The organism is Cobetia sp. 1AS1 (assembly GCF_029846435.1).
Lineage (GTDB): Bacteria > Pseudomonadota > Gammaproteobacteria > Pseudomonadales > Halomonadaceae > Cobetia > Cobetia amphilecti.
This window is the reverse complement of record NZ_JARWKU010000006.1, coordinates 209,007-229,975: the sequence shown is the minus strand read 5'-3', so window position 1 is coordinate 229,975 and position 20,969 is coordinate 209,007. Positions and strand designations below refer to the sequence as shown.

The 20,969-nt window shown below is 60.1% G+C and carries 17 protein-coding genes; 5 read left to right on the top strand and 12 right to left on the bottom strand.

Translation table 11 applies throughout. The annotated features are described in order from the left end of the window. Positions 1–274: 274 nt before the first annotated feature. Genes QD280_RS12210 through QD280_RS12200 form a run of 3 tightly spaced genes read left to right on the top strand, consistent with a single transcriptional unit; the run spans position 275 to position 4,428 of the window. Positions 275–1,927 (top strand): sigma 54-interacting transcriptional regulator, encoded by a 1,653-nt coding sequence (locus tag QD280_RS12210; RefSeq protein ID WP_279839418.1) that lies wholly within the window; start codon positions 275–277, stop codon positions 1,925–1,927. Positions 1,928–1,960: 33 nt separating this feature from the next. Continuing rightward, positions 1,961–3,553, top strand: a complete 1,593-nt coding sequence (locus QD280_RS12205; protein ID WP_279839416.1) for an AAA family ATPase — start codon at positions 1,961–1,963, stop codon at positions 3,551–3,553. Beyond that, positions 3,553–4,428, top strand: a complete 876-nt coding sequence (locus QD280_RS12200; RefSeq protein WP_279839414.1) for a hypothetical protein — start codon at positions 3,553–3,555, stop codon at positions 4,426–4,428. Before QD280_RS12205 ends, QD280_RS12200 begins: the two co-directional genes overlap by 1 nt. 47 nt (positions 4,429–4,475) lie before the next feature. Here the strand turns inward: QD280_RS12200 and QD280_RS12195 are convergent, their stop codons facing one another. Beyond that, complete coding sequence (locus tag QD280_RS12195) at positions 4,476–5,588, bottom strand: hypothetical protein (protein ID WP_279839413.1); 1,113 nt, start codon at positions 5,586–5,588, stop codon at positions 4,476–4,478. Between the two features lie 159 nt (positions 5,589–5,747). Here QD280_RS12195 and QD280_RS12190 point away from each other — a divergent pair, with 159 nt between their 5' ends. Then, positions 5,748–6,254, top strand: a complete 507-nt coding sequence (locus QD280_RS12190; protein WP_216060722.1) for an OsmC family protein — start codon at positions 5,748–5,750, stop codon at positions 6,252–6,254. A gap of 156 nt (positions 6,255–6,410) precedes the next feature. Here the strand turns inward: QD280_RS12190 and QD280_RS12185 are convergent, their stop codons facing one another. The 5 genes from QD280_RS12185 to QD280_RS12165 form a co-directional block, all read right to left on the bottom strand. Further along, positions 6,411–7,079: an RraA family protein gene (locus QD280_RS12185; protein ID WP_279839410.1), complete on the bottom strand. Its 669-nt coding sequence runs from the start codon at positions 7,077–7,079 to the stop codon at positions 6,411–6,413. 22 nt (positions 7,080–7,101) lie between these two features. Next, positions 7,102–8,406 carry a TRAP transporter large permease subunit gene (locus tag QD280_RS12180; RefSeq protein WP_279839409.1) on the bottom strand — a complete coding sequence of 435 codons (1,305 nt, stop codon included), beginning with the start codon at positions 8,404–8,406 and terminating at the stop codon, positions 7,102–7,104. A 3-nt stretch (positions 8,407–8,409) separates the two neighbouring features. Beyond that, entirely contained in the window at positions 8,410–8,931 is a 522-nt protein-coding gene (locus tag QD280_RS12175; protein WP_192838902.1) for a TRAP transporter small permease subunit, read from the bottom strand. A 10-nt stretch (positions 8,932–8,941) separates the two neighbouring features. Continuing rightward, on the bottom strand, positions 8,942–9,931 hold the full coding sequence (gene dctP / locus QD280_RS12170; RefSeq protein ID WP_192838901.1) for a TRAP transporter substrate-binding protein DctP: 990 nt from the start codon (positions 9,929–9,931) through the stop codon (positions 8,942–8,944). Positions 9,932–10,554: 623 nt separating this feature from the next. Continuing rightward, entirely contained in the window at positions 10,555–11,982 is a 1,428-nt protein-coding gene (locus QD280_RS12165) for a sodium:solute symporter family protein (RefSeq protein WP_279839408.1), read from the bottom strand. A 187-nt stretch (positions 11,983–12,169) separates the two neighbouring features. Here QD280_RS12165 and QD280_RS12160 point away from each other — a divergent pair, with 187 nt between their 5' ends. After that, entirely contained in the window at positions 12,170–13,279 is a 1,110-nt protein-coding gene (locus QD280_RS12160; RefSeq protein WP_279839407.1) for a LysR family transcriptional regulator, read from the top strand. A gap of 109 nt (positions 13,280–13,388) precedes the next feature. Here the strand turns inward: QD280_RS12160 and QD280_RS12155 are convergent, their stop codons facing one another. The 6 genes from QD280_RS12155 to QD280_RS12130 form a co-directional block, all read right to left on the bottom strand. Next, positions 13,389–14,909, bottom strand: coding sequence for an aldehyde dehydrogenase (locus QD280_RS12155; protein WP_279839405.1), 1,521 nt, complete (start codon positions 14,907–14,909; stop codon positions 13,389–13,391). Then, positions 14,906–16,276, bottom strand: a complete 1,371-nt coding sequence (locus QD280_RS12150) for a Zn-dependent hydrolase (protein WP_279839403.1) — start codon at positions 16,274–16,276, stop codon at positions 14,906–14,908. The genes QD280_RS12155 and QD280_RS12150 overlap by 4 nt, the downstream gene beginning before the upstream one ends. Before the next feature lie 140 nt (positions 16,277–16,416). Then, positions 16,417–18,144, bottom strand: a complete 1,728-nt coding sequence (locus QD280_RS12145) for a thiamine pyrophosphate-binding protein (protein WP_279833467.1) — start codon at positions 18,142–18,144, stop codon at positions 16,417–16,419. A 156-nt stretch (positions 18,145–18,300) separates the two neighbouring features. Next, a complete protein-coding gene (locus QD280_RS12140) occupies positions 18,301–19,098 on the bottom strand; it encodes an aldolase/citrate lyase family protein (RefSeq protein WP_279839402.1) in 798 nt (265 codons plus the stop codon). Positions 19,099–19,101: 3 nt separating this feature from the next. After that, positions 19,102–20,391 (bottom strand): TRAP transporter large permease, encoded by a 1,290-nt coding sequence (locus tag QD280_RS12135; protein ID WP_054556959.1) that lies wholly within the window; start codon positions 20,389–20,391, stop codon positions 19,102–19,104. After that, complete coding sequence (locus QD280_RS12130) at positions 20,388–20,969, bottom strand: TRAP transporter small permease (RefSeq protein WP_279833475.1); 582 nt, start codon at positions 20,967–20,969, stop codon at positions 20,388–20,390. Before QD280_RS12130 ends, QD280_RS12135 begins: the two co-directional genes overlap by 4 nt.

Sequence of the window (20,969 nt, the reverse complement as noted above, 5' to 3'; positions counted from 1 at the left end):
GCCAATTTTTAGTCAATTGATTTTATTGATTTTTATTTGAGGGCGGTCGCAGAGTGATTCATTTGTGGATCGCTCGTGCGCCATTAATGATTCAAAAATGGATCACCGATTCATTTGTGGATCACATTCGGGCATCATCGAGAGTGTCTTCAAGCGCAGTGCGAGAAAGAACTGCTGGAAAGAACTGATAGAAAGAAGCGCTGGAAAGAAGCTATAGAAAGACCTGCTGGAAAGCCCCGCCCCGATTCACAGGCTCGACCATGAGGTACCCGCCATGTCAGAGCTCGACCGTCAGATTCTCAAGACCATCATCGACACCGCTCACGATCACTACTTCGTGGTCAATGCGGATGGCCAGGTGATGGATGTCAGCCCCGGCGCCGCGGCGGTCTATGGCATGACCCGCGAGGAGTTGTGTGCCGCCAACGTGCATGAGCTGGAAGCCAGCGGCGTACTCAAGCCCTCCATCAGCCTGGAGGTGCTGCGCACGGGGCGCACGCTGCAGATGATGCAGCTCACCGCCACCGGGCGGCGGGTAGTGGCGCAGGCGCATCCGGTGTTCGTTGCGGGCAAGCTTGAGTGCGTGGTCAGCCGCTCGATGGACCTCACCGATATCCAGCTGTTGCAGCAGGAATACGCGGTGCTTCAGCAGCGCTTCAGTGATCACCTGCGTCGTAACTCGCGCGGCGGTGAGCTGGGTGGCGTCAGTCAGGCAGAAAGCGAATGGGCAACGGCGGGGGCAGGGCAATCAGTCCACGACACTGAGCAATATGCACAGAGCCAGGCTGAACAGCGGCAACGTGAACAATCAGCGCGCGAGCAGGCCGAGTGCGAAGACGCCGCGCTGGAGCTGGGCGAGCTGCAGGTCAGAAGCCCGGTGATGCGCGAGATAGCGTTGCTGCTCAAGCGGGTCGCGCCCACCAACGCCACGGTATTGATGCTGGGTGAATCCGGGGTCGGCAAGACGGCCTTCGCCCATCAACTGCATCGCTGGAGCCAGCGCGCCGACGGCCCCTTCATCGAGGTGAACTGCGGCGCCATCCCCGAGAGCCTGTTCGAGTCCGAGATGTTCGGCTATCAGGCCGGTGCCTTCACCGGCGCGGGCAACCGTGGCAAGGCGGGCCTGATGGAGCAGGCCGAAGGCGGCACCCTGTTCCTCGATGAGATCGGTGAACTGCCGCTGGCCACCCAGACCAAGCTGCTCAAGGTGATTCAGGATGGGATGATCACCCGCCTGGGCGACACCACCACCCGCCGCGCCGACTTCCGCCTGGTCGTCGCCACCAATCAAGACCTCGCCGCCCGCGTGGAGCAGGGCCAGTTCCGCCTCGACCTCTACTACCGCATCAATGTGCTCCCCGTCAGCCTGCCGCCGCTGCGCGAACGCCGCGAAGACATTCCCGCCCTGATCGAGCAACACCTCTCCCGCCTCAATCAACGTCACGGCCGCCGCAAGCTCCTCGACGCCTCGTTATGGCCCATCCTCATGCGCCAGGACTGGCTCGGCAATATCCGCGAACTGGAAAACTGGCTGGAACGCGCCTGGCTCAGCGCCCCCAGTGATGTCATCGACAGCGACTCAGTGAAAACACTGCTCAACACTTGTTCCACGAATAACGCTAATGGACTAGGCGATTCATTTGGCTTCAGTAATGACAAATCTAATGGAATAGGCGTTACTGAAAGTTTTACCACTGCCGATAACTCTCATAGTCCCAATTCCCTCTCAGAGCCTGCCGCTGAGGGGGCGGTAGCCATGCCAGTACCCAAGCTCGGTCCCAACGAAACCCTCAAGGAAGGCCTGGCACGCATCGAAGCACAATGGCTACGTGAGATGGCAGCCGAATTGCCCAGCACCTATGCGATAGCCAAGAGGGCGGGGGTTAGCCAGCCATCTATTGTAAGAAAGCTCAAAAACATTAAATGAGTAGTTAGGCTGGTGTTCATAACAGGGGGATGTATGGAAATTAGTGTTAGACCAAAAGGCGGAAAATTTCACACCGAAAAAAAGTCGATCTTGATGCTGATTGAATCTAGTTGGAATGATTACTCCTATAATACTATGTTTTACTTGTTGTATGTGGACGGGGATGGCGTTAAACATGATTTAGGAAGGGTGAAAATAGGTTTTAAAGGGCAGACTGAGGAACAAAAGACTATAACTTCTCTAGCAAATTTGTTGAATAATGGCCTTGATGAAAGATTCTTCTCTGTAGGTGAAGATATTGAGTTTTATAAAAAGATTTTCTCTCTCGGTACAGACTTGGTAAGTAATATATTAAGAAGTATGAGGGACATTGTGTATGATCATAAAATTCTCGAAGATAATAGAGACGAGAAAGTTATGAGTGTGTCGTTATTACGTGAGTTTAGTATTTCTGTGTTGAAGGGACAGTTTGCTAGAGTTTTAAAAGGAGAGTCTGAAAACACAAATTACGAGTTTAAGTTTCGGCGCCCAGAGACTGAAAAAGAAGGCAGGGTAGAACTTGATTTTAATGTAATTTCCCTATCAAAACCTGCAACTAATATACATGCTTTGATAGGTCGCAATGGTATAGGCAAGACTACATTGCTTAATTCTATGATTTCAAGTGTGATAAACCCAAGCTCTACGTCTGCTAGATTTTACGAAAATTCCCGTACAGCAGATGATGTTATTTCTAAAGATTACTTTAGTAGCATTATATCAGTTTCATTTAGTGCCTTTGACCCTTTTTCGCCTTTAGTTGAGCAGCCTGATCCGGCTAAAGGTACTTGCTATTATTATATTGGCCTTAAGAGTTCACAGAAAGATGGTGCTAATATAAGTCTAGAGGAGCTATATAGGCTGGGCGCGAAATCTTTAATTAATTGTTTTAGAGATGAATTCAGAACCCTGAGGTGGAATAGTGTAATTGAGTATTTAAATAATGACAACGGTTTTTCTGACATTGATATAACGATTTTGGAGGAGATGTTCGTCAGAGCTAAGAGTGCTTTTCTAGAGCTTATATCAGACGATGAAAGTGTGATCGATAGTCCAGAGTTCCTAGATTATTACTATGGAGAGATTCTGCCAATACTTCAGAGAATGAGTTCAGGACATGCAATCATATTTTTAACTTTAGTGCGTTTAGTATCAACGGTAGAAGAAAAAAGCTTAATATTAATCGATGAGCCTGAGAGTCATCTTCATCCTCCACTACTCGCTCTATTCATTAGATCCTTATCTAATTTACTTTATGTAAGAAATGGTGTGGCAATTTTAGCAACTCATTCGCCAGTAGTGTTACAAGAAATTCCTAGGTCTTGTGTATCCAAAGTAAATCGTATTGGTAATAACCTCACAGTTGAGAGGCCTGGCGTAGAAACGTTCGGTGAAAATGTAGGTATCTTAACTTCAGAGGTTTTTAACTTAGAAGTATCTCGCTCTGGTTTTCACGCTTTACTAGCTGAATCAGTCAGTGAGGGCGGCAGCTATGAGGAGATAATTGATGAATATGAAGGGCAACTTGGAATTGAGGGACGAGCTGTATTGCAAGTACTTTTAGCTAAGAGAAAGAGGAATTCTTAATGATCCGAATTGAAGGGCTTGAATTCTCTTATTCTGAAGTTTTTGATACATGCTTGGCAGGCGTTAATGGTAATGATGAATTGAAGGAATGCTTAAGTAATAATAAGGAGGATCTTGATATAGCTGTAGCAGAATATATCGACCGTGGTCATCAGGGAACTCTAAGTAGCATTGCTCCTCTGACTAGTGATATGGGTATAAATCCTATCCTATTGAATGGAATAACGAAAAAAAATTTGATCTCACTTTATAGTTACTATTTTGTTAAAAAGAGCAAGCCTAACGCAAGAAGAATTTACGATAAGATAATGAGTTTGGCAAATGATAAATGTCCTTTTTGTGGTGGAATAGGTAAGCCAGAAAATTTGGATCATTATTTGGCCAAGAAATATTTTCCTCAATTTTCTATACTGCCACAGAACCTAATTCCTTCCTGTCGAGATTGTAATATGGGAGGTAAAGGGCAAACTCTTGCAGCGACTGCTGCAGAACAAGTTATCCATCCTTTCCTTGATCACGAAAAGTTTTTTAATGAACAGTGGATATTTGCAGAGTATCAACCAAGTGATGTTGACAATGATCAAGGTGTTATTAGTTACTATGTGAATCCTCCTGAATACTGGTGTGATATAGATAAGAGTAGGGTTGAACTACATTTCTTGGCATTCAATCTAGCGGAGGTATATTCTTTACAGGCTGCTGAGAATTTAAATATCATATTTAAACAAATTGAAGGTGTTCGTAAATTTTGTACTAATGATGAGAAAATTATTGCCTCTCTTTTGCAGGGGCCATTAGGTGAAATTAAGGAACCTAACCATTGGAGAAAAGGTTTCTTTCAAGCTTTAATTAATTATCTTTCGAGAGTTGACTGAGCCCTTTTGTATTTAGGGTAAAGTGTTTGGATATATTTTAGAGGGAATCATTTTCTTTTACTGTTTTCCATCACCACCAAACTCCCCATCACCCCTTCACACAACGGCTTGATCTCGCTGAAGCCGTCATCGACGGCGAGGTCTGTCTTGGCTTTGGCGTAGGTGGTGCCGTCAGCGGTGGGGTGGTAGCTGGTGCAGTGCAGGCGGATCAGCTTGTCGTCGAGGAAGAGGCCGTATTCGCGGGTCTGCGAGGTGATGGGCGTGCCCTGGTGTCGCTGTGTCATGGCGATATCGAACCAGTAGACCTGACGGTGATCTACTCGGGTCAGGCCGGAGTCGAGCATCTGACTGTTGATGGGCGCCCATTGCGCCAGTTGGTCCGTGGCGGCCATTACCTTGAGCTGCGCGTCGCTGACGGTGTCGCCATGCAGATCATAGATCTCGAGGATGATCATGTCGGTGCCGGTGCCCGCCTGACTCTGCCATTTCTGCACGATATGCGGCAGGCGTCCCTCGGCGGCAGACCACGAGGCGGGCAGATGCAGCGCCAGGTTGATGCCCAGCGACTTGGCGTGGCCCTTGGTGTGGAATTCCTGAAAATAGCCGTCGTATAGCTCGTATACCGGCTCGATCTGATACTTGGTCGCCAGCAGGAATTCCTTGAACGGCGAGGGCAGGTATTCCCCCTGGGCGCGCAGATGAATGGCCTCGATGAAGCGGGCCGCGAAGTCGCTGGTCAACTTGTCGCTGGTCAGCTGTAAATCCAGCTCCTTCTTTATCTGACGGCGGATGCCCTCCAGCACTTCGCGCGCGTGGTCCTTGCCCATCAGGGTGGCGAGGTTTTCCGCCAGACGATGGGTGATGTTCGGGAAGGCATTCTTGAAGTAGGCGGAGGCCAGCTCGGCATCCGGCGCGAGGCCAGGATACTCATCGGCGATGCGTGACAGCGTGATGTCCTGGGCGATGACGAAGCCGTAGGTACTGCTCAGCGTATTGATCACCTTGGGCGTGGGGCGAAACTGTGCGGCTTCGGCGCGTGCCGAGGCACCGGGGGTGATGAGACACAAGCCCAGGCTCAGGCTCAGGCTCAGTCCGAGCGTCAGGGCGGCAACAGCCAACCCGGGAATTGCCCCAAAGGAGCGTGTTACGGCAAGCGCCATGCGTGACATCCTGTCATAGTGCGATCGATTCAATCCTATCATCGGCCTACGGTGACTTCTCGCGTGCTGACGCTGTTCAGATGCCTAATCAGGCAGAAGTATCAGACCGCGCGTCATACGACGCACGCGGTTTCCCTTGAGAGAGAGCAGCAGACAACGATGTCCAGACGACACCAGTATTCGGTTGAACTTGAGTGGACCGGCAATCGCGGCGATGGCACCCGCCATTACACCGCCTATGAGCGTGATTTCGTGGCCCGTGTCAGTGGCAAGCCGAGCCTGGAAGGCTCCGCCGACCCCGCCTTTCGGGGCGACGCTGGCCGCTGGAATCCGGAAGACATGCTGGTGGCCTCCGTCTCGGCCTGCCACAAGCTGTGGTATCTGCACCTGTGTGCTGAGGCCGGCATTCGTGTCATGAGCTATCACGACCGCGCCGAGGGCACGATGCAGGAAGGCGCGCCCGCCGCTGATGACAAGACTCAGACAGAGAACCCGGGCGAGGCGGGACGTTTCACCGCTATCGTGCTGCGCCCCGAGATCACGCTGGCCGCCGGTGACGATATCGCGCTCGCCCATGAGTTGCACCACCGGGCGCATGCGCTGTGCTTCATCGCCAATTCGCTGAATTTTCCGGTCAGCTGTGAGGCGGTGATCACCCATCAGTGATGGGCAGCTCCTCAGCCCGCGTCGGACTGACCGTGTCATACTGACCGTGTCCGACCGACCGTGTCATACTGACCGTGTCAGAACCCAAAAGGCCACCAGAGCAATCTGGTGGCCTTTTTTGGTTTCAGCGTCTTGCAAGCGCATCAAGCGGGGTGATCAACCGCGTGCGTTCACTTCCTCGATCAGCTTGCTGGAGCCGGTGAGGTCCGGCAGGCAGGCGCCGTCGGCGATCTTCGCCAAGAGCACTTCTTCCGCTTCTTGCACCTCGATGGCGTGGCTTGCGATGGCCGAGACTTCCTCGGGCGCCATGACGATGACGCCGCTTTCATCGGCGAGGATGGCATCGCCCGGATTGACGACGACCCCGCCGATGCTGACCGGCACGTTGAGCGCGCCGCCGATACCGGCGAAGCGGGTGGTCAGCGAGGCGACACCGCGACTCCAGACCGGGAACTGCTTGTCGCGAATGGTCAGCGCATCGGTGGCCATGCCGTCGATCACCACGCCTGCCACGCCGAGGCGTGAGGCGACTTCCGTCATCACGCCGCCCCAGCAGGCGCGGTGGCGATCGCCCTGACGATGCACGATCAGCACATCGCCCGGACGCACCAGGCGCATCAGGTGGTTGAGCAGGGTGCCATCTTCCGGCGGCAGCGAGACGGTGACGGCGGTACCGGCGATTCGCACCTCGGGCAGCATGCTGGCAATCGCCGGTTCGATGAAGCCGTGGGTGTGGAAGTGGCCGATGGTGGCCGTTTCGCACTGCTTGAGCTGTTCCAGCCGTTCAGGCGCGACCTGCGCTGGCATGTCATTGAGTTGGTACATGGAAGTCTCTCGTCGTGGTCGGTCAGATCAGGCTGGGCAGGAAGGTCGTCAGCCACGGGGCCCAGTAGAGCATCAGCATCGCGAACAGGAAGCAGATGACGATCGGCCAGGCCGCGGCGTAGATGGTCTGCATCGGCGTCGCCGGGGCGGCGCCTTTCACCGCGAACAGGTTGTAGCCGAAGGGCGGGGTCAGACTGCCCACCGAGATATTGATCAGGAACAGTGTCCAGAACCACACCGGATCAAAGCCATACAGCTTGACCAGCGGCGCGTAGATGGGAATCACCACCATCATGAAGGCGATCTGGTCGATGAACATGCAGGCGATCAGCGGAATCAGCATCAGGATCAGCAGCATCCACACCGGATCAAGATCCAGCCCGGTCACGCTGCTCACCAGACCGCTGGTGGCGCCGGTGAAGCTCAACAGCTGCGAGAACAGCTTCGAACACGCCAGGATCAGGATGATCATGGTGCTGACCTTGAGCGAGGACATCACCGCCTCGCCAGCCATCTTGAACGAGAACTTGCGGTAGTAGGCCGCGACTACCAGCGAGCCCAGCACGCCGGTAGCGGCGGACTCGGACGGCGTGGCGATGCCGAGCAGAATCAGGCCGAGCACGGCGAAGATGATGATGGTGAACGGCAGCATGTTGATCACGGCGCGGCGCTTCTCCTGGGCCGTGCCGCCGCCGCTTTCATCGACAGGCGGCGCGCGGCGCGGGTCCAGCGTGATGCGTACCTTCACATAGAGGATGAACAGCGCGGCCAGCAGGATGCCGGGCAGGATACCCGCGATCAGCAGGCGCGCGATGGAGACATCCACCATCGAGCCGATGATGATCACCAACAGGCTCGGCGGGATGATCGGCGCGAGACTCGCCCCACCCAGAATCAGGCCGATGGAGAGCCTGTCGTCATAGCCGCGCTCCTGCATGGTCGGCAGCGCCGAGCGGCTGAGCATGGCGGTCACGGCCAATGCCGAGCCGGACAGGGCACCGAACAGCGTCGAGAGGGCGACGACGAAGAAGTAGAGGCGACCCTTCATGCGGCCCATCAGGGCATCCAGCGAGTCGAAGATCACATCGATGGAGCCGGAGCGGAACAGCATCTCCCCCATCAGCACGAACAGCGCGATGGTGGTCAGCGTCTCCGAGGTCATGCTGTCGTAGACACTGTTGGCGAACATGCCGAAGCCGGCGGTACCCATCAACCACAGCGTGCCGAGCACGTTGATGGTCAGGAAGGCGGCGAAGACGGGAATGCCGAGGGCGAACAGGCCCATCAGCAAGGCGATGGCCAGGCCCAGAGAGGTATACCATTCCATGACTCAGGGTCCTTTTCTGGCGGCGGTAGCCGGGGGCGTCGCGCGGCTAGTCGAGCGGCTAAAGGCGTGGCGCAGGAAGTACAGGGCGGCGCTGATCATCGCGTAGGCGATGAAGCTGGAGACCCAGTACTTGGGAATGTCGAGGCCCATGGCGGTGGTGGTGTGGTAATTGAACTGACGCAGGCTTTCCTGCACGCAGATCCAACCGGCCACGGCGCAGACGGCGCCGGTCACCAGGGCGAGGAGACGATCATAGAAGGCGCGCGCGGCAGGGCCGAGGCGCTCCGGCAGCACGGTGATGGCGATATGGCCATGGGTGCGTGCCAGTTCCGGCGTTGCCAGCGAAATCGAGAGGCATAGCAGGTAAGCCACCATCGCGCCGGACCACAGGGTGGGAGAGTTGAAGAAGTAGCGCGCGATGACTTCCAGCCAGAAGCACAGGACGATGCCACACAAGGTGACACCGCCCAGAAGGAAGCCTGCTCGCGTCACGCCGTCATGCACACGTGCAAGCAGGGTTAGCATGGTGGATTCCTTACTCGCTGACGGTGGTCAGGTTCTTCTCGATCGCCAGTTCACGCATGGCGGTCACCGTGTCCGGGGTCTTGTCGATGCCCAGCTGCCAGATACCGTCGGTGACGAGGGCATCCAGACGCTCGGCGTCTTCCGGTGCGAATTCGGTGGCCTGCATGCCGGCTTCGTCCAGCGCCTTCCACTCTTCGACTGCCAGCTCATCCAGGATCGGGACGATCTCGGTTTCCAGCTCACGCCCTTCGTCGAGCAGCACTTGCTGCTGTTCCGGCGACAGGGTGTTGAAGGCGTTCAGGTTCATCAGCACGAAGTTGTAGGTCTGACCGAAGGTCGGCTTGGAGTAGTAGCCGGCGACTTCCTGCCAGCCCATGTCCTTGACGCCATTCAGGCCCCAGGCCGCGCCGTCGATCACGCCACGGTCCATCGCGGAATAGACATCGCCACTGGACATCAGCACCGGCGTACCGCCCAGCCCCTTGGTGACGTTGGTATAGGTGGGGCTGCCGCGCAGACGACGGCCATCCAGACCCGGTGTACCGGTGATCGGCTCCTTCAGCACGTACTGGAAGCCGTGGCTGCCCAGCGGCGGAATCGCGATCAGCTTGAGGCCCAGGCCGTTGTAGTGCTCATCGACCATGTCCCACAGGCCGGATTCACGCGTCTGTTCCGGATTCACCGCCACGCCATCCATCGCGGCGCCGACGCCGGTGGTGTTGGTGTGGTAAGCGGCGTGGGTATACAGCAGCTGGAAGACACCGGCCGCGACAGGCTGCAGCTGCTCGAAGGGCGGCACCACATCCGGGCCGGTCAGCTTGATGGTGAGGTCGGCGGCCTTGTTGGCTTCGACTTCCTTGATGAAGCGCTGGGCAATCTCACGGGAGTAGGCAGTGGTCTGGTCGTAACTGGACAGCATGCGCAATTCGGTGGCCATGGACTGGGTGGCCGGGAGGAGGGCGAGCAGCGGGAGCAACAGAGCGGGCTTGAGGGTTTTCATAGCAGTATCCACGTTATCGTTATTGTGAGCGGGGCAGTGCATGCGGGACTTCTCGTGACCATGATGCTGCGTCCGGGAGATGCATGCGGTACCTGTCCCTGCTTCTTGTTGTGATGGTACGCCTTCAATCTATGAGGCCCTCCCTTCGCGGTCAACGAATCATCAGCCTTTTGGGCTTTCAAATTTCAATACGCAGTATTTGCCAAATTTATGTAAGAAAATATGTGTGTATTGCGCGGTGACAACATGCGGGGATTGCGATGAGAAATTGGCCGATCGATGGCAGAAAAGACCGGCAAGTCGTCGCAAGGATAGTGGGCAGTCGAACGTGACAAAACCTGCCTGAAGGCATCTGCTCGACCAGTAGAATGGTCAAAAGAATAGCCATCATGGTGGCCAGCAGAATGGCTATTAGAGCGGCTATCAGAGTGGCGAGCAAGAAACCGCAGAGCGATGGATCCTGAACACGGGAAAGCCCCCGTTGCCGATGCTCTCAAGAGGTCATCGGCAACGGGGGCTTTCGTGTGCTACATCACTACTTGATAACCACTGAGCGCAACTGTTCTCTCAGTTAGTCAGCTCAGTCAGCTCGGCTAGTCAGCTCGGCTAGTCAGCTCAGTCAGTCAGCGCGTGGCAGATTCGGTCGAGAGGCTCAGGCTCGGCTTGCGCAGCGCCAGCGGCATCAGCGCCAGCGAGACCGGCAGGCCGATCATCACCGGGTGCAGGCCGAAGGGATGGCCCAGCACCTGCCACAGCACGGCGGTAGCCAGCCCGCCCCACATCATGATCACCCCGCCACGCGGGTCTGGCGTGCGACGGCACAGCGCGACCACCGTCGGCACCAGCACACCGCAGACCAGCATCGCGCTGCCGAGAATCCAGATTTCGAGCAGACGCGGTGCATAAAGCGCCAGGCCCAGCGAAATCAAGGACATGGCGACCACCGAGTGACGACTCATGCGCAGCATGAAGGCATCATCGCGGCCCTTCATGCGCGGCTTGATGATGTCGTTGGCGATGGAGGAGGCACCGGCGATGAAGAACGAATCGGCGCACGAGATGATGGTCGCCAGCAGCACGACGACCATGCTGACCATCAGCGGCAACGGCAGGGTGGCCTTGATGATGGCGTAGAAGGACAGGTCCGGATTGGCGACCACGATATCCAGCCCCAGCTTGGCGAAGGCACCGATCAGGACCACGGCACCGCCGACCAGCAGCGTGAAGACGATGGCGACGGCGTAGCCGGTGCGTGCCGCCTTGAGGCTGCGCGCGGCCCAGAAGCGCTGCCACAGGTCCTGACGCACGAACTGATAGGCGCCGATGGTCAGCATGTAGACCGCCAGTTCATGGCCGGAAATGCCGGTCAGGCTCAGGAAGTCAGGGTTGCCTTCGGGCATCGGTGCCGCGCTGATGAATTCCCAGCTGCCGCTGGCGTAGTAGACGGTGACCAGCAGGAAGAAGATGCCCAGGGTCTGCAGGGTGCCCAGGATGGCGTCTGACCAGATGACCGCCATCAGGCCGCCCAGCCATGTCTTGGCGGTCAGCAGTGCCCAGGTCAGCAGGATGCCCACCGGCAGTGCCAGGCCGAACACCAGCTTGAGCACCGTGGCCACGGCCACGAACTGCATGCCGGTGATGGCCGCGTAGGCACACAGAATACTGAGCAGGGTCGGCACCCTGACGCCTTCGCCAAAGCGACTGACCAGGAAGTCGGCCAGGGTCACCATGTTGAGGCGCTCGCCTTCGGCGTGGATCTTGCCGATGAAGAAGTACAGCGCAATGCCTGCGAAGGTCATGCCCACCGGCAGCCACAGCTGGCCCATGCCGAAGGTGTAGCCCTTGGAGACGAAGCCCAGCAGGGTAGAACCGCCGACGGCGGTACCGATCAGCGTACAGATCAGCGGGAAGGTCGAGGTGGAACGGCCTGCGACATTGTAATCATCATAGGTCTTGATACGGCGGAAGAAATAGAGCGAAAGCCCCATCAGAAATACGCCACATGCTATGATCATGATCGAGAGAATGAAAGTTTCTCGGGTATCGAACATCGTCGTGTTTTCCGCTTTATTGATATTGTATTGATCGTCATTAGTGTCTTGAGCGAGGGGGAATATATCACTCGAGGGCAGACGTTGGTGACGCGGTGCTGACTTTATTACCATCTGGCGTACCACCGGGAGTGCGTTTCATTGCGCTCTTGCCGGTCGCGCCACTTTCGGGACAGGAACAATCGCCATGCGACCCATACATGACACGCTGGACTGGAACCTGCTGAGAACATTCATCGTCATCGTCCAGGAGGAAAGCGTCAGTCGGGCCGCGGCGCGTCTCTACCTGTCACAGCCAGCGGTGAGTCTGTCACTCAAGCGCCTGGAAGAGCGCCTGGGGCAGCGTCTGATCGAACGGGACAGTCACAGCTTCCGCGTGACCGGGGCGGGGCAGGTGGTCTATCGCGAGGCGGTGGAGATCTACGCCAATGTGGCGCGCCTCGCCTCTGAGGTGGGCAATAGTCATACGGAGATTTCCGGACATGTCTCGCTCCTGTTCATCACCGGCATTGAATGCCGTTTCCTTGATAGCGTGTTCGCACGCTTTCACCGCTGTTTCCCCCAGGTCACCTTCTCGATCCAGGAAATGTCCAGTCACGAGGTGCAGCAGGGCCTGCTGCAGCGCCAGGGAGCCTTGGGTATCTGTCTGGCCCAGCAGACGCCTGAACAGCTGATGTCCCAGGTGCTGGCGCGCCAGAATTACCGCTACTTCTGTGGTCGCATGCATCCGTTGTTCGGCCAGCAGAACCTGCCGATGGATGCGCTGCGCAATGAACGCTATGTCTCCTTTGGCAGTGAGCAGCTCGATGGCGTGCTGTCACCGCTGGCAATGTTCCGTGCTCGCGAAGGCGTGCAGGGCCCGGTGATCGGTCAGTCCAGCAGCCTGCAGGAAATCCGCCGCATGGTGCTGGCCGGTTGGGGCATCGGCTGCATGCCCGAGCACATCGTGCGCCGTGAAGTCGCGGAAGGAGAGTTGTGGCCCCTGCCGCCCTACGGTGGCGTGGCCGATATCGACCTGCACCTGATGTGGCACCGCGAGGCGCGTTTCAGTGCCGCCGAATCCACCTTCGTCAACTTCATGCACAACGCGCTGGCCAAGGTGCCGCTGGAAGAGCGTCTGCATCGGGGGCTGGAAATGCAGCCCGCCGCGGCCTCTGCCGCAGCCGACGGCGTGCCGGCCAGTCGCGACCCGCTTGCCGCCGTGCATGCTGATCCTGATGCGGCCCAGCCGTCTGCGGCCCAGCCCGAGTCTGACGAGAATGAGGGCGATGATAAGAGCACGGGCGAGACCGTCTAGACCGAACCTCAGTTTCAAGCCCCATTTCTCGACGACCACCATCGGCACCGCTGCCATCCTGCAATATCGGATGACAGCGGTGCCGATGGTGGGTGGGTCGTCACAGGCCTCAGTAGGCGAGATTGATCCAGGTGGTCTTCAGGTCGGAGTACTTGTCCAGCGCGTGCAGTGACTTGTCACGCCCGAAACCGGACTGCTTGACGCCACCGAAGGGCACGCTGATATCGCCATCGGCGTAGCAGTTGACCCACACCAGCCCCGCCTTGAGACGCCGCGAGACACGATGGGCACGCGCCAGATCGCGGGTCCACAGGCCAGCGCCCAGGCCGTAGATGGAATCATTGGCCAGTTCGATGGCTTCTTCCTCGCCGCTGAAGCGGGTCACGCCGAGCACCGGGCCGAAGATTTCCTCGCGCATCACGGTGCTGTTCTGGCCGCCTTCCACGATGGTCGGCTCCAGATACCAGCCGCCTGCGGTGGCATCGCTGGGCGCGATCGCCTGGCCGCCCTGGTGCAGCGTCATGCCTTCCGAGAGCGCCGTCTCGACGAAGCCGAGCACCTTCTCGTGGTGGTCCGCGCTGACCAGTGCGCCCATGCGCGTGGCCGGGTCGAGCGGGTCACCGGCCGGCATGGCGCGGGCGCAGGCGATCAGACGCGGCATGAAGTCATCGAAGATGGCCTCATCGACATACAGGCGCGAACCGGCGATGCAGACTTCGCCCTGATTGATGAAGATGGCATCGGCGGCAGCGCGCGCGGCCTGGTCCAGGTCCGGGCAATCGGCGAACACGATATGCGGCGACTTGCCGCCACACTCCAGCCACACACGTTTGAGGTTGGAGTCGCTTGAGTAGCGCATGAAGCGCTTGCCGGTCGCGGTGGAGCCGGTGAAGGCCAGCGCATCGACTTCCATGTGCAGGCCGAGCGCCTGACCCGCCACCGCGCCCAGGCCCGGCGTGACGTTGAACACGCCCGCCGGAATGCCGGCTTCATCGGCCAGTGCCGCCAGACGCAGCGCACTCAGGCTTGAGGCTTCGGCCGGCTTGAGCACCACGCTGTTGCCCAGCGCCAGTGCCGGCGCGAACTTCCAGGAAGCGATCATCAGCGGGAAGTTCCATGGCACCACCGCCGCGACCACGCCCAGCGCTTCACGGGTGATGGTGGCGTGCACGTTCTCGCCGGTGGGCGCGATCTCGTCATAATGTTTGTCGATGGCCTCGGCGTACCAGGCCACCGAGCGCGCGGTTTCCGCCAGATCAAAGCCTAGGCTGTCGCCGATCGGCTTGCCCATTTCCAGTGTCTGCAGCAGCGCCAGTTCTTCGGCATTGTCGCTGATCAGCTGGGCAAAGCGCTGCAGCACGGCCTTGCGGGCCTGGGGGGACTGACGCGACCAGACACCGGATTCGAAGGCGCGACGCGCGGCCATCACGGCGCGGTCGATGTCCTGCTCGGTGCAGGCGGTGATATGCGCCAGCACTTCGCCGGTGGCCGGATTGTAGGCCGGGAAGGTGTCGCAGCCGGTACTCTCGGTATAGGAACCGTCAATGAAGGCACGCGTCTCGAAGGTCAGCGCGGCGGCGCGTTGCTGCCAGTCGGCATGCGTCAGCGGGGCGGATGTGGCAGTGCTCATTGGGCGTTCTCCGCGGTGTTGTGGGTCGCATTGGCGTCGTCAGGGTTGGTGCTGACGATGCCGGCACGCTTGAGCATCGCCAGCAGCAGGACGTTGGCGCCATCCTCGAGATCGGACGGTTCGGCGTTCTCGCTCTCGTTGTGGCTGATGCCGTCTTCGCAGGGCACGAAGATCATCGCCACCGGATTGATGCCGGCGATCTGCACGGCGTCGTGACCGGCGCCGGTTTCCATGTCGCGGTAGCTGAGTTCCAGCTCTTGACTTGCGCTGCGCACCATCTCGATCAGTTCCGGCGCGAAGGGCGTCGGCGGTATGTGCTGGACCTCGATCAGCTCGATGTCCACGCGCTGCCTGTCGCTCTGGTTGGCGGCGTGATGCTTGAGGCACAGCGCCTTGAGCTGGTCGTGCATCTCGGCGAGCACTGCCGGTTCCAGGTGACGCAGGTCGACGCTGAAGCGCACCTGGCCCGGAATCACGTTGCGCGAGTTGGGATGCACATTGAATTCGCCACAGGTGACGCGACCGTTGGGCTGGTAGGCATCGGCCAGCGTCAGGATGTCGCTTACCAGTGCGCAGGCGGTCTTGAGCGCATCGCGGCGGTAGGGCATCGGCGTCGGGCCGGCGTGGGCTTCCTGGCCGCTGACCACCACGTCGAACCAGTGCAGACCCAGCGAGCCGGTGACGGCACCGATGGTGATCTCTTCCTGCTCCAGCACCGGGCCCTGCTCGATGTGTGCCTCGAAATAGGCGCCGAAATCATGGCTGCCCACCGGCACGTCGCCGGCATAGCCGGTACGCGCCAGTGATGCGGCAACGCTGTCACCGTCACGGTCGGTAGCGGCCAGGGCCTTCTCGAGCGGGATCAAGCCCGCATGCACGCCGGACCCCATCATCACCGGCACGAAGCGGCTGCCTTCCTCGTTGGTCCAGATCACCACTTCCAGCGGGGCTTCGGTCTCGATGCCGCGCTCATCCAGCACGCGCATGACTTCCAGGCCGGCCAGCACGCCGTAGCAACCATCGAACTTTCCGCCGGTGGGCTGGGTGTCGATGTGGCTGCCGGTGGCGACCGGCGGCAGGCTGTCATTGCGGCCCGGGCGACGGGCGAAGATGTTGCCGATCTCGTCGACGCGCAGTGTCAGGCCCGCGGCCTCAAGCCAGCCGGTGACCAGCTCGCGGCCGGCGCGGTCTTCTTCGGTCAGGGCCAGACGGCAGTTGCCGCCCTTGGGCGTCGCGCCGATCTCGGCCAATGTCATCAGCGCGTCCCACAGGCGCTTGCCATCGACGCGTAGGGCGAGGCTATCCAGAATCTGCTGGGTCTGTTCGGTGATGTCAGAGGGGGCTGAAGGGGTAGTGGTAGTGGACATGTTGTTGTATGACTCCTGTCGTCGCGCTCTGGCGGCATGGTTCAACTGTTCTGACGGTTCAACTGTTCTGACTGGCGACCTTCCCGCCTTCGGGCGACGGGAAGGTCGTCCGAAGGCGGGAAGGAGCGCCTCCCTGTGACTTACTCGGCCGCGTTACGCGTGAGGGCATCTTCACGGATGCCGCTGAGCAGCTTGCCCGGGGCGATGCCGTCCGGGTCATAGCGCAGCTCGATCAGGGCCGGCAGACGCTCGCGGTCGGCGAATTCCAGGGCGCGCTTGAAGCTTTCCTCGAAGTCCTCGTCCTTCTCCACCACCTGACCCAGGCCGCCGTAGGCGGTGACCAGCGCGGCGAAGTCCGGGTTGGTGAAGGTCAGCGCGATCTCGCGGCCCGGGAAGTCGTTTTCCTGGTGGGCGCGGATGGTGCCCCACATGCCGTTGTTGAACACCAGTACCACGACGCCGAGGCGGTACTGCAGTGCCACGCCCAGTTCCTGCAGGTTCATCTGGAAGCAGCCATCACCGGCGTAGCAGACGGCGGGGCGTTCCGGGAATTCCAGCTTGCTGGAGATGGCGGCGGGCAGGCCGTACCCCATGGAGCCGACGGTCGGGGCCAGCGAGCTGCCCAGGCCACGGAAGCGCACGTAGCGGTGTGCGTAGAGCGCGTAGTTGCCGGCGCCGACGCTGATGCAGCCCTTGCCATCGAGAATGCGGTCGACGGTCAGGCTGACCTTGTCCAGGCTCAGCGGGCCCGGCGACGGCTGCTCTTCCAGCGTGGCCAGATAGGCGGCGCGCGCCTCGCGGGTAATGCCGGACCAGCGCGGGGCGCTATCCGGTGACAGGGTGGAAAGCGCCAGTGCGAAGCCGTTGACGTCGGTATTGATCGCCAGCGTCGGCTGATAGACACGGCCCAGCTCTTCCGGGTCTGCGTAGATGTGCACCAGCTTCTGGGTCGGCACCGGCGACTGGATCCAGCTGTAGCCTTCGCTGGTGGCTTCGCCGATACGGGTGCCGACGGCGATCACCAGATCACTCTCGACCAGCTGCTGGCGCAGCGCGTCATGCATGCCCATGCCGACGTGACCGGCGAATTGCGGCAGTTCGGCATCGACGCACTCCAGACGGCGCCAGGCGACGCCGGTGGGGATATCGAAGCGCTCGGCGAAGCCTTCCAGCGCGACCTGGGCATCGCGGGTCCAGCCGCTGCCACCGACCAGCAGGAAGGGACGCTCGGCAGTCGCGAGCAGGCTCTTGAGCTCATCGAGCTGCGGCTGACCCGGGTAGGTGGCCAGACGCGGGTGCGGCTTGACGTCCGCGACCTGGGCTTCGCCCCACAGGGTGTCTTCGGGCAGTGCCAGCACCACCGGGCCCGGACGGCCGCTGCGCGCCACCTGATAGGCACGCGCGATGTATTCCGGAATGCGCGAGGTGTCGTCGATCTGCGCGACCCACTTGGTCATCTCGCCGAACATGCGGCGGTAATCGATTTCCTGGAAGGCTTCGCGCTCGATGAAGTCACCCCCGACCTGACCGATGAACAGGATCATCGGCGTGGAATCCTGATAGGCGGTATGCACGGCGATGGAGGCGTTGGTGGCGCCCGGGCCACGGGTGACGAAGCACACGCCCGGCTCGTTGGTCAGCTTGCCGTAGGCTTCGGCCATGTAGCCTGCGCCACTTTCCTGGCGGCAGACGATGGGCTCGATGGCGCCCTTGTGCTCATTGAGCGCATCGATGCATGGCAGATAGCTTTCGCCCGGCACCAGGAAGACACGCTTGGTGCCGTGCAGACGGATCTGGTCGACGAGGATCTGCCCGCCATTGCGCAGCGGCAGGGTGGAAGCGGAGGAAGTGTTCGCGGCCTGAGTCATGGGAGTGCTCTCGTTGTTGTTGAGAAATCAGTGTTGAGAATTCGATGTTGAGAAATCGGTGTTGAGACGTCGGTAGTTTTTGACGCGGTAATGAATTCGGTGTGGCGCTCGGCAGGGCAACCTTTCAGAACTGAGGCGCGGTGCTGTCGACGGGCATCAGGTCAGCGCTCCACCAGCGGGCATCGGGTCAGCGCCGCGAGCGGGCATGAGGTCATAGAGCGCCTCGAGCTGTTCGGGGTAGATGACGCAACGCGCCTGCAGCCCCTGCTGATTGGCCCAGTGCTGGTCGGTGCCCAGCCCGTGCTTCCAGCGCCACGGGCCATCGATGGCCAGCCGGCGATGGGTCTTGCAGGCTCGCGCCAACCGCTGACGCCACGGCTTGAGCGTCTCGGTGATGGTGGCGGCGGGCTGGTCGGGCATCAGGCCCAGATCCGTGGCCAGGTCCCCGGTACCGATCAGCGCTCCCAGCAGGCGTGGCGTGTCATCGCCCGCGGCGAGCAGTTCCTCGGCGGCCAGCAGTCCGGCCTGGCTTTCCAGCGTCGCGACGCTCTTCAGACTGCCCCGTGGCAGGCCATGCAGGGCTTCCTGCTCGGCGAGGGCGCCATCCAGCGCGGCCAGCTGGGCGCGTTGCTCGACGGCGGGCAGGAAGATGGCGGCGGGAGTCCCGGTGGGATCGCCCAGGGTGGTGCTGATCAGCTCTGCCAATTCGTCGCGACCGCCGTGCTCCAGCAGGTTGAGGCGCACGGCCGGCCACACCTTCAGGGCACGGGCGCGTCTGGCGAAGTCGGCGAAGCGACTGATGGCAAGCTTGCGTCCGGCGGCCGGGGTGAACTCTTCGAGATCGACCACGATGGCATCGGCGCCGCTGGTGAGGGCGGCCTGCAGACGGGCGGCATCGTCACCCGGCACGAACAGCCAGCGCTGGGGAAGCTTGTGGTCCATGGCGGTGGTCATCACTCAGCCCTCCATCAGGTTGGGCAGGAACAGCACGAGTTCCGGAATGAAGGTGATCAGCATCAGCACGGTCAGCATCGCGCCCAGCATAAGGCCCAGCGGGCGCAGCGAGTCGCTGACGTTGATGCCGGCGATGCGACAGGCGGCCATCAGGTCGATCCCCAGCGGCGGCGTATTGGCGCCGATGGCCAGATTGACGGTCAGCAGTACCCCGAAGTGCACCGGGCTGATGCCGTATTGCGCCAGCAGCGGCATCACGATGGGCGTCACGATGATGATGATCGCCACGCTTTCCATGAAGGAGCCCAGCACCAGCAGCACGGCGGTCAGCAGCAGCAGGACGCTGATGCGGCTGTCGGTGAATTCGCCGATCAGCTGGGCGATGGCCTGCGGCACCTGCTCGTAGGTCAGGCCCCAGGCGAACATGCCGGCCGCACCGATGATCAGCAGGATGGCGCCGGTGGTCTCGGCGGTTGCGCGGACGCTGTCCAGGAAGCCGCGCCAGGTCAGGCTGCGATAGACACAGGTGCCGATGATGATGGCGTAGAGAATCGCGGAGGCGGCGGCTTCGGTGGGCGTGAATACCCCGAAGCGGATACCACCGATGATCATCACCGGCACCATCAGGGCCGGCATGGCGCTGAGCAGGGCGCGGCGACGCTCGCCGGGCACACGGGCCGCGACACCGCCCGACCAGCCATGCTTGCGTGACATGTAGAGGGCGACGCCGACCAGCGCGACGGTCAGCATCAGGCCGGGGATGATGCCGCCCATGAACAGCTGGCCCACCGAGGTATTGGAGGTGGTGCCGTAGACGATCATCACGATGCTGGGCGGAATCACGGTGCCGATGGAGCTGGCGGTACCGACCAGCGCACTGCTGAAGCCCTTGTCATAGCCGTTGCGGGCCATGGTGGGCAGCAGCATGCTGCCGATGGCGATCACGTCCGCCACGCCGGAGCCGGACAGCGCGCCGAACATCATGCAGGCGAGCACCGCGACCACTGCCAGGCCGCCGCGGATATCACCGACCATCGCCATGCACAGGCGTACCAGGCGTTCGGTCAGGCCGGCGCGGTTCATCAACTGGGCGGCGAGCACGAACAGCGGGATCGCCAGCAGGGTGAAGCTTTCCATCCCGGCCACGAATTGCTGCGCCGAGACCATCATGGGCGCGGCACCGAAGGCCAGCAGGTAGAAGAGGGCCGACATCAACAGCGCGAAGGCGATGGGAATGTCGATGAGGATGCCGAGCGCGAATACGCCGAGCAGAGCCAGGGCGCCGAGAGTCATGAGGCATCTCCTTGGCGTGGGGATGACGGGGCGTCATCGGCCAGGGTGTCACGGGAGGTTGTGGTCGGCGTCAGCAGATGCTCCAGCTGTACCAGTGCCATCGCGGTGCAGCACAGCGGCACGGACAGATAGACGATACCGGCCGGAATCTGCAGCGCGGTGGTGGTCTGACGCATCGTGATGGCGGTCAGGTCCATGCCTGCCTTGGCCAGCAACAGCAGCATGATCAGGATCATGGCGTCGGTGATGCGTCCGGTGATGCGCTGGACACGCACCGAGCGCACCAGCAGCGGCAGCAGGCCCGCACTCAGATGAGTACGGTTGCGGGTGCAGGACACCGCGGCCAGCAGGGTGGTCCATACCAGCACCAGTTGCGGCAACTCTTCTGCCCAGTGCGGCGGCTGGCCCATGACCCAGCGCATGAAGACGGTCCAGATCACCAGTGCCGACAGCGCGGCGACTCCGCTGGCAGCCAGGGCCAGACAGCCCCGGCAGCTCCAACGTGAGAGGGTGATCATCAAGGTACGCACGGCACACAACACGGCCAGCGGCTTGACGGAGGGAGAGGCGGAAGACAT

Coding starts and splice junctions, on each gene's coding strand:
- QD280_RS12210 (WP_279839418.1), top strand. CDS start 275: ATGTCAGAGCTCGACCGTCAGATTCTCAAGACCATCATCGACACCGCT.
- QD280_RS12155 (WP_279839405.1), bottom strand. CDS start 14,909: ATGAGCACTGCCACATCCGCCCCGCTGACGCATGCCGACTGGCAGCAA.
- QD280_RS12160 (WP_279839407.1), top strand. CDS start 12,170: ATGCGACCCATACATGACACGCTGGACTGGAACCTGCTGAGAACATTC.
- QD280_RS12185 (WP_279839410.1), bottom strand. CDS start 7,079: ATGTACCAACTCAATGACATGCCAGCGCAGGTCGCGCCTGAACGGCTG.
- QD280_RS12130 (WP_279833475.1), bottom strand. CDS start 20,969: ATGTCTTCCGCCTCTCCCTCCGTCAAGCCGCTGGCCGTGTTGTGTGCC.
- QD280_RS12175 (WP_192838902.1), bottom strand. CDS start 8,931: ATGCTAACCCTGCTTGCACGTGTGCATGACGGCGTGACGCGAGCAGGC.
- QD280_RS12150 (WP_279839403.1), bottom strand. CDS start 16,276: ATGTCCACTACCACTACCCCTTCAGCCCCCTCTGACATCACCGAACAG.
- QD280_RS12180 (WP_279839409.1), bottom strand. CDS start 8,406: ATGGAATGGTATACCTCTCTGGGCCTGGCCATCGCCTTGCTGATGGGC.
- QD280_RS12165 (WP_279839408.1), bottom strand. CDS start 11,982: ATGTTCGATACCCGAGAAACTTTCATTCTCTCGATCATGATCATAGCA.
- QD280_RS12200 (WP_279839414.1), top strand. CDS start 3,553: ATGATCCGAATTGAAGGGCTTGAATTCTCTTATTCTGAAGTTTTTGAT.
- QD280_RS12195 (WP_279839413.1), bottom strand. CDS start 5,588: ATGGCGCTTGCCGTAACACGCTCCTTTGGGGCAATTCCCGGGTTGGCT.
- QD280_RS12140 (WP_279839402.1), bottom strand. CDS start 19,098: ATGACCACCGCCATGGACCACAAGCTTCCCCAGCGCTGGCTGTTCGTG.
- QD280_RS12190 (WP_216060722.1), top strand. CDS start 5,748: ATGTCCAGACGACACCAGTATTCGGTTGAACTTGAGTGGACCGGCAAT.
- QD280_RS12145 (WP_279833467.1), bottom strand. CDS start 18,144: ATGACTCAGGCCGCGAACACTTCCTCCGCTTCCACCCTGCCGCTGCGC.
- QD280_RS12205 (WP_279839416.1), top strand. CDS start 1,961: ATGGAAATTAGTGTTAGACCAAAAGGCGGAAAATTTCACACCGAAAAA.
- QD280_RS12135 (WP_054556959.1), bottom strand. CDS start 20,391: ATGACTCTCGGCGCCCTGGCTCTGCTCGGCGTATTCGCGCTCGGCATC.
- dctP (WP_192838901.1), bottom strand. CDS start 9,931: ATGAAAACCCTCAAGCCCGCTCTGTTGCTCCCGCTGCTCGCCCTCCTC.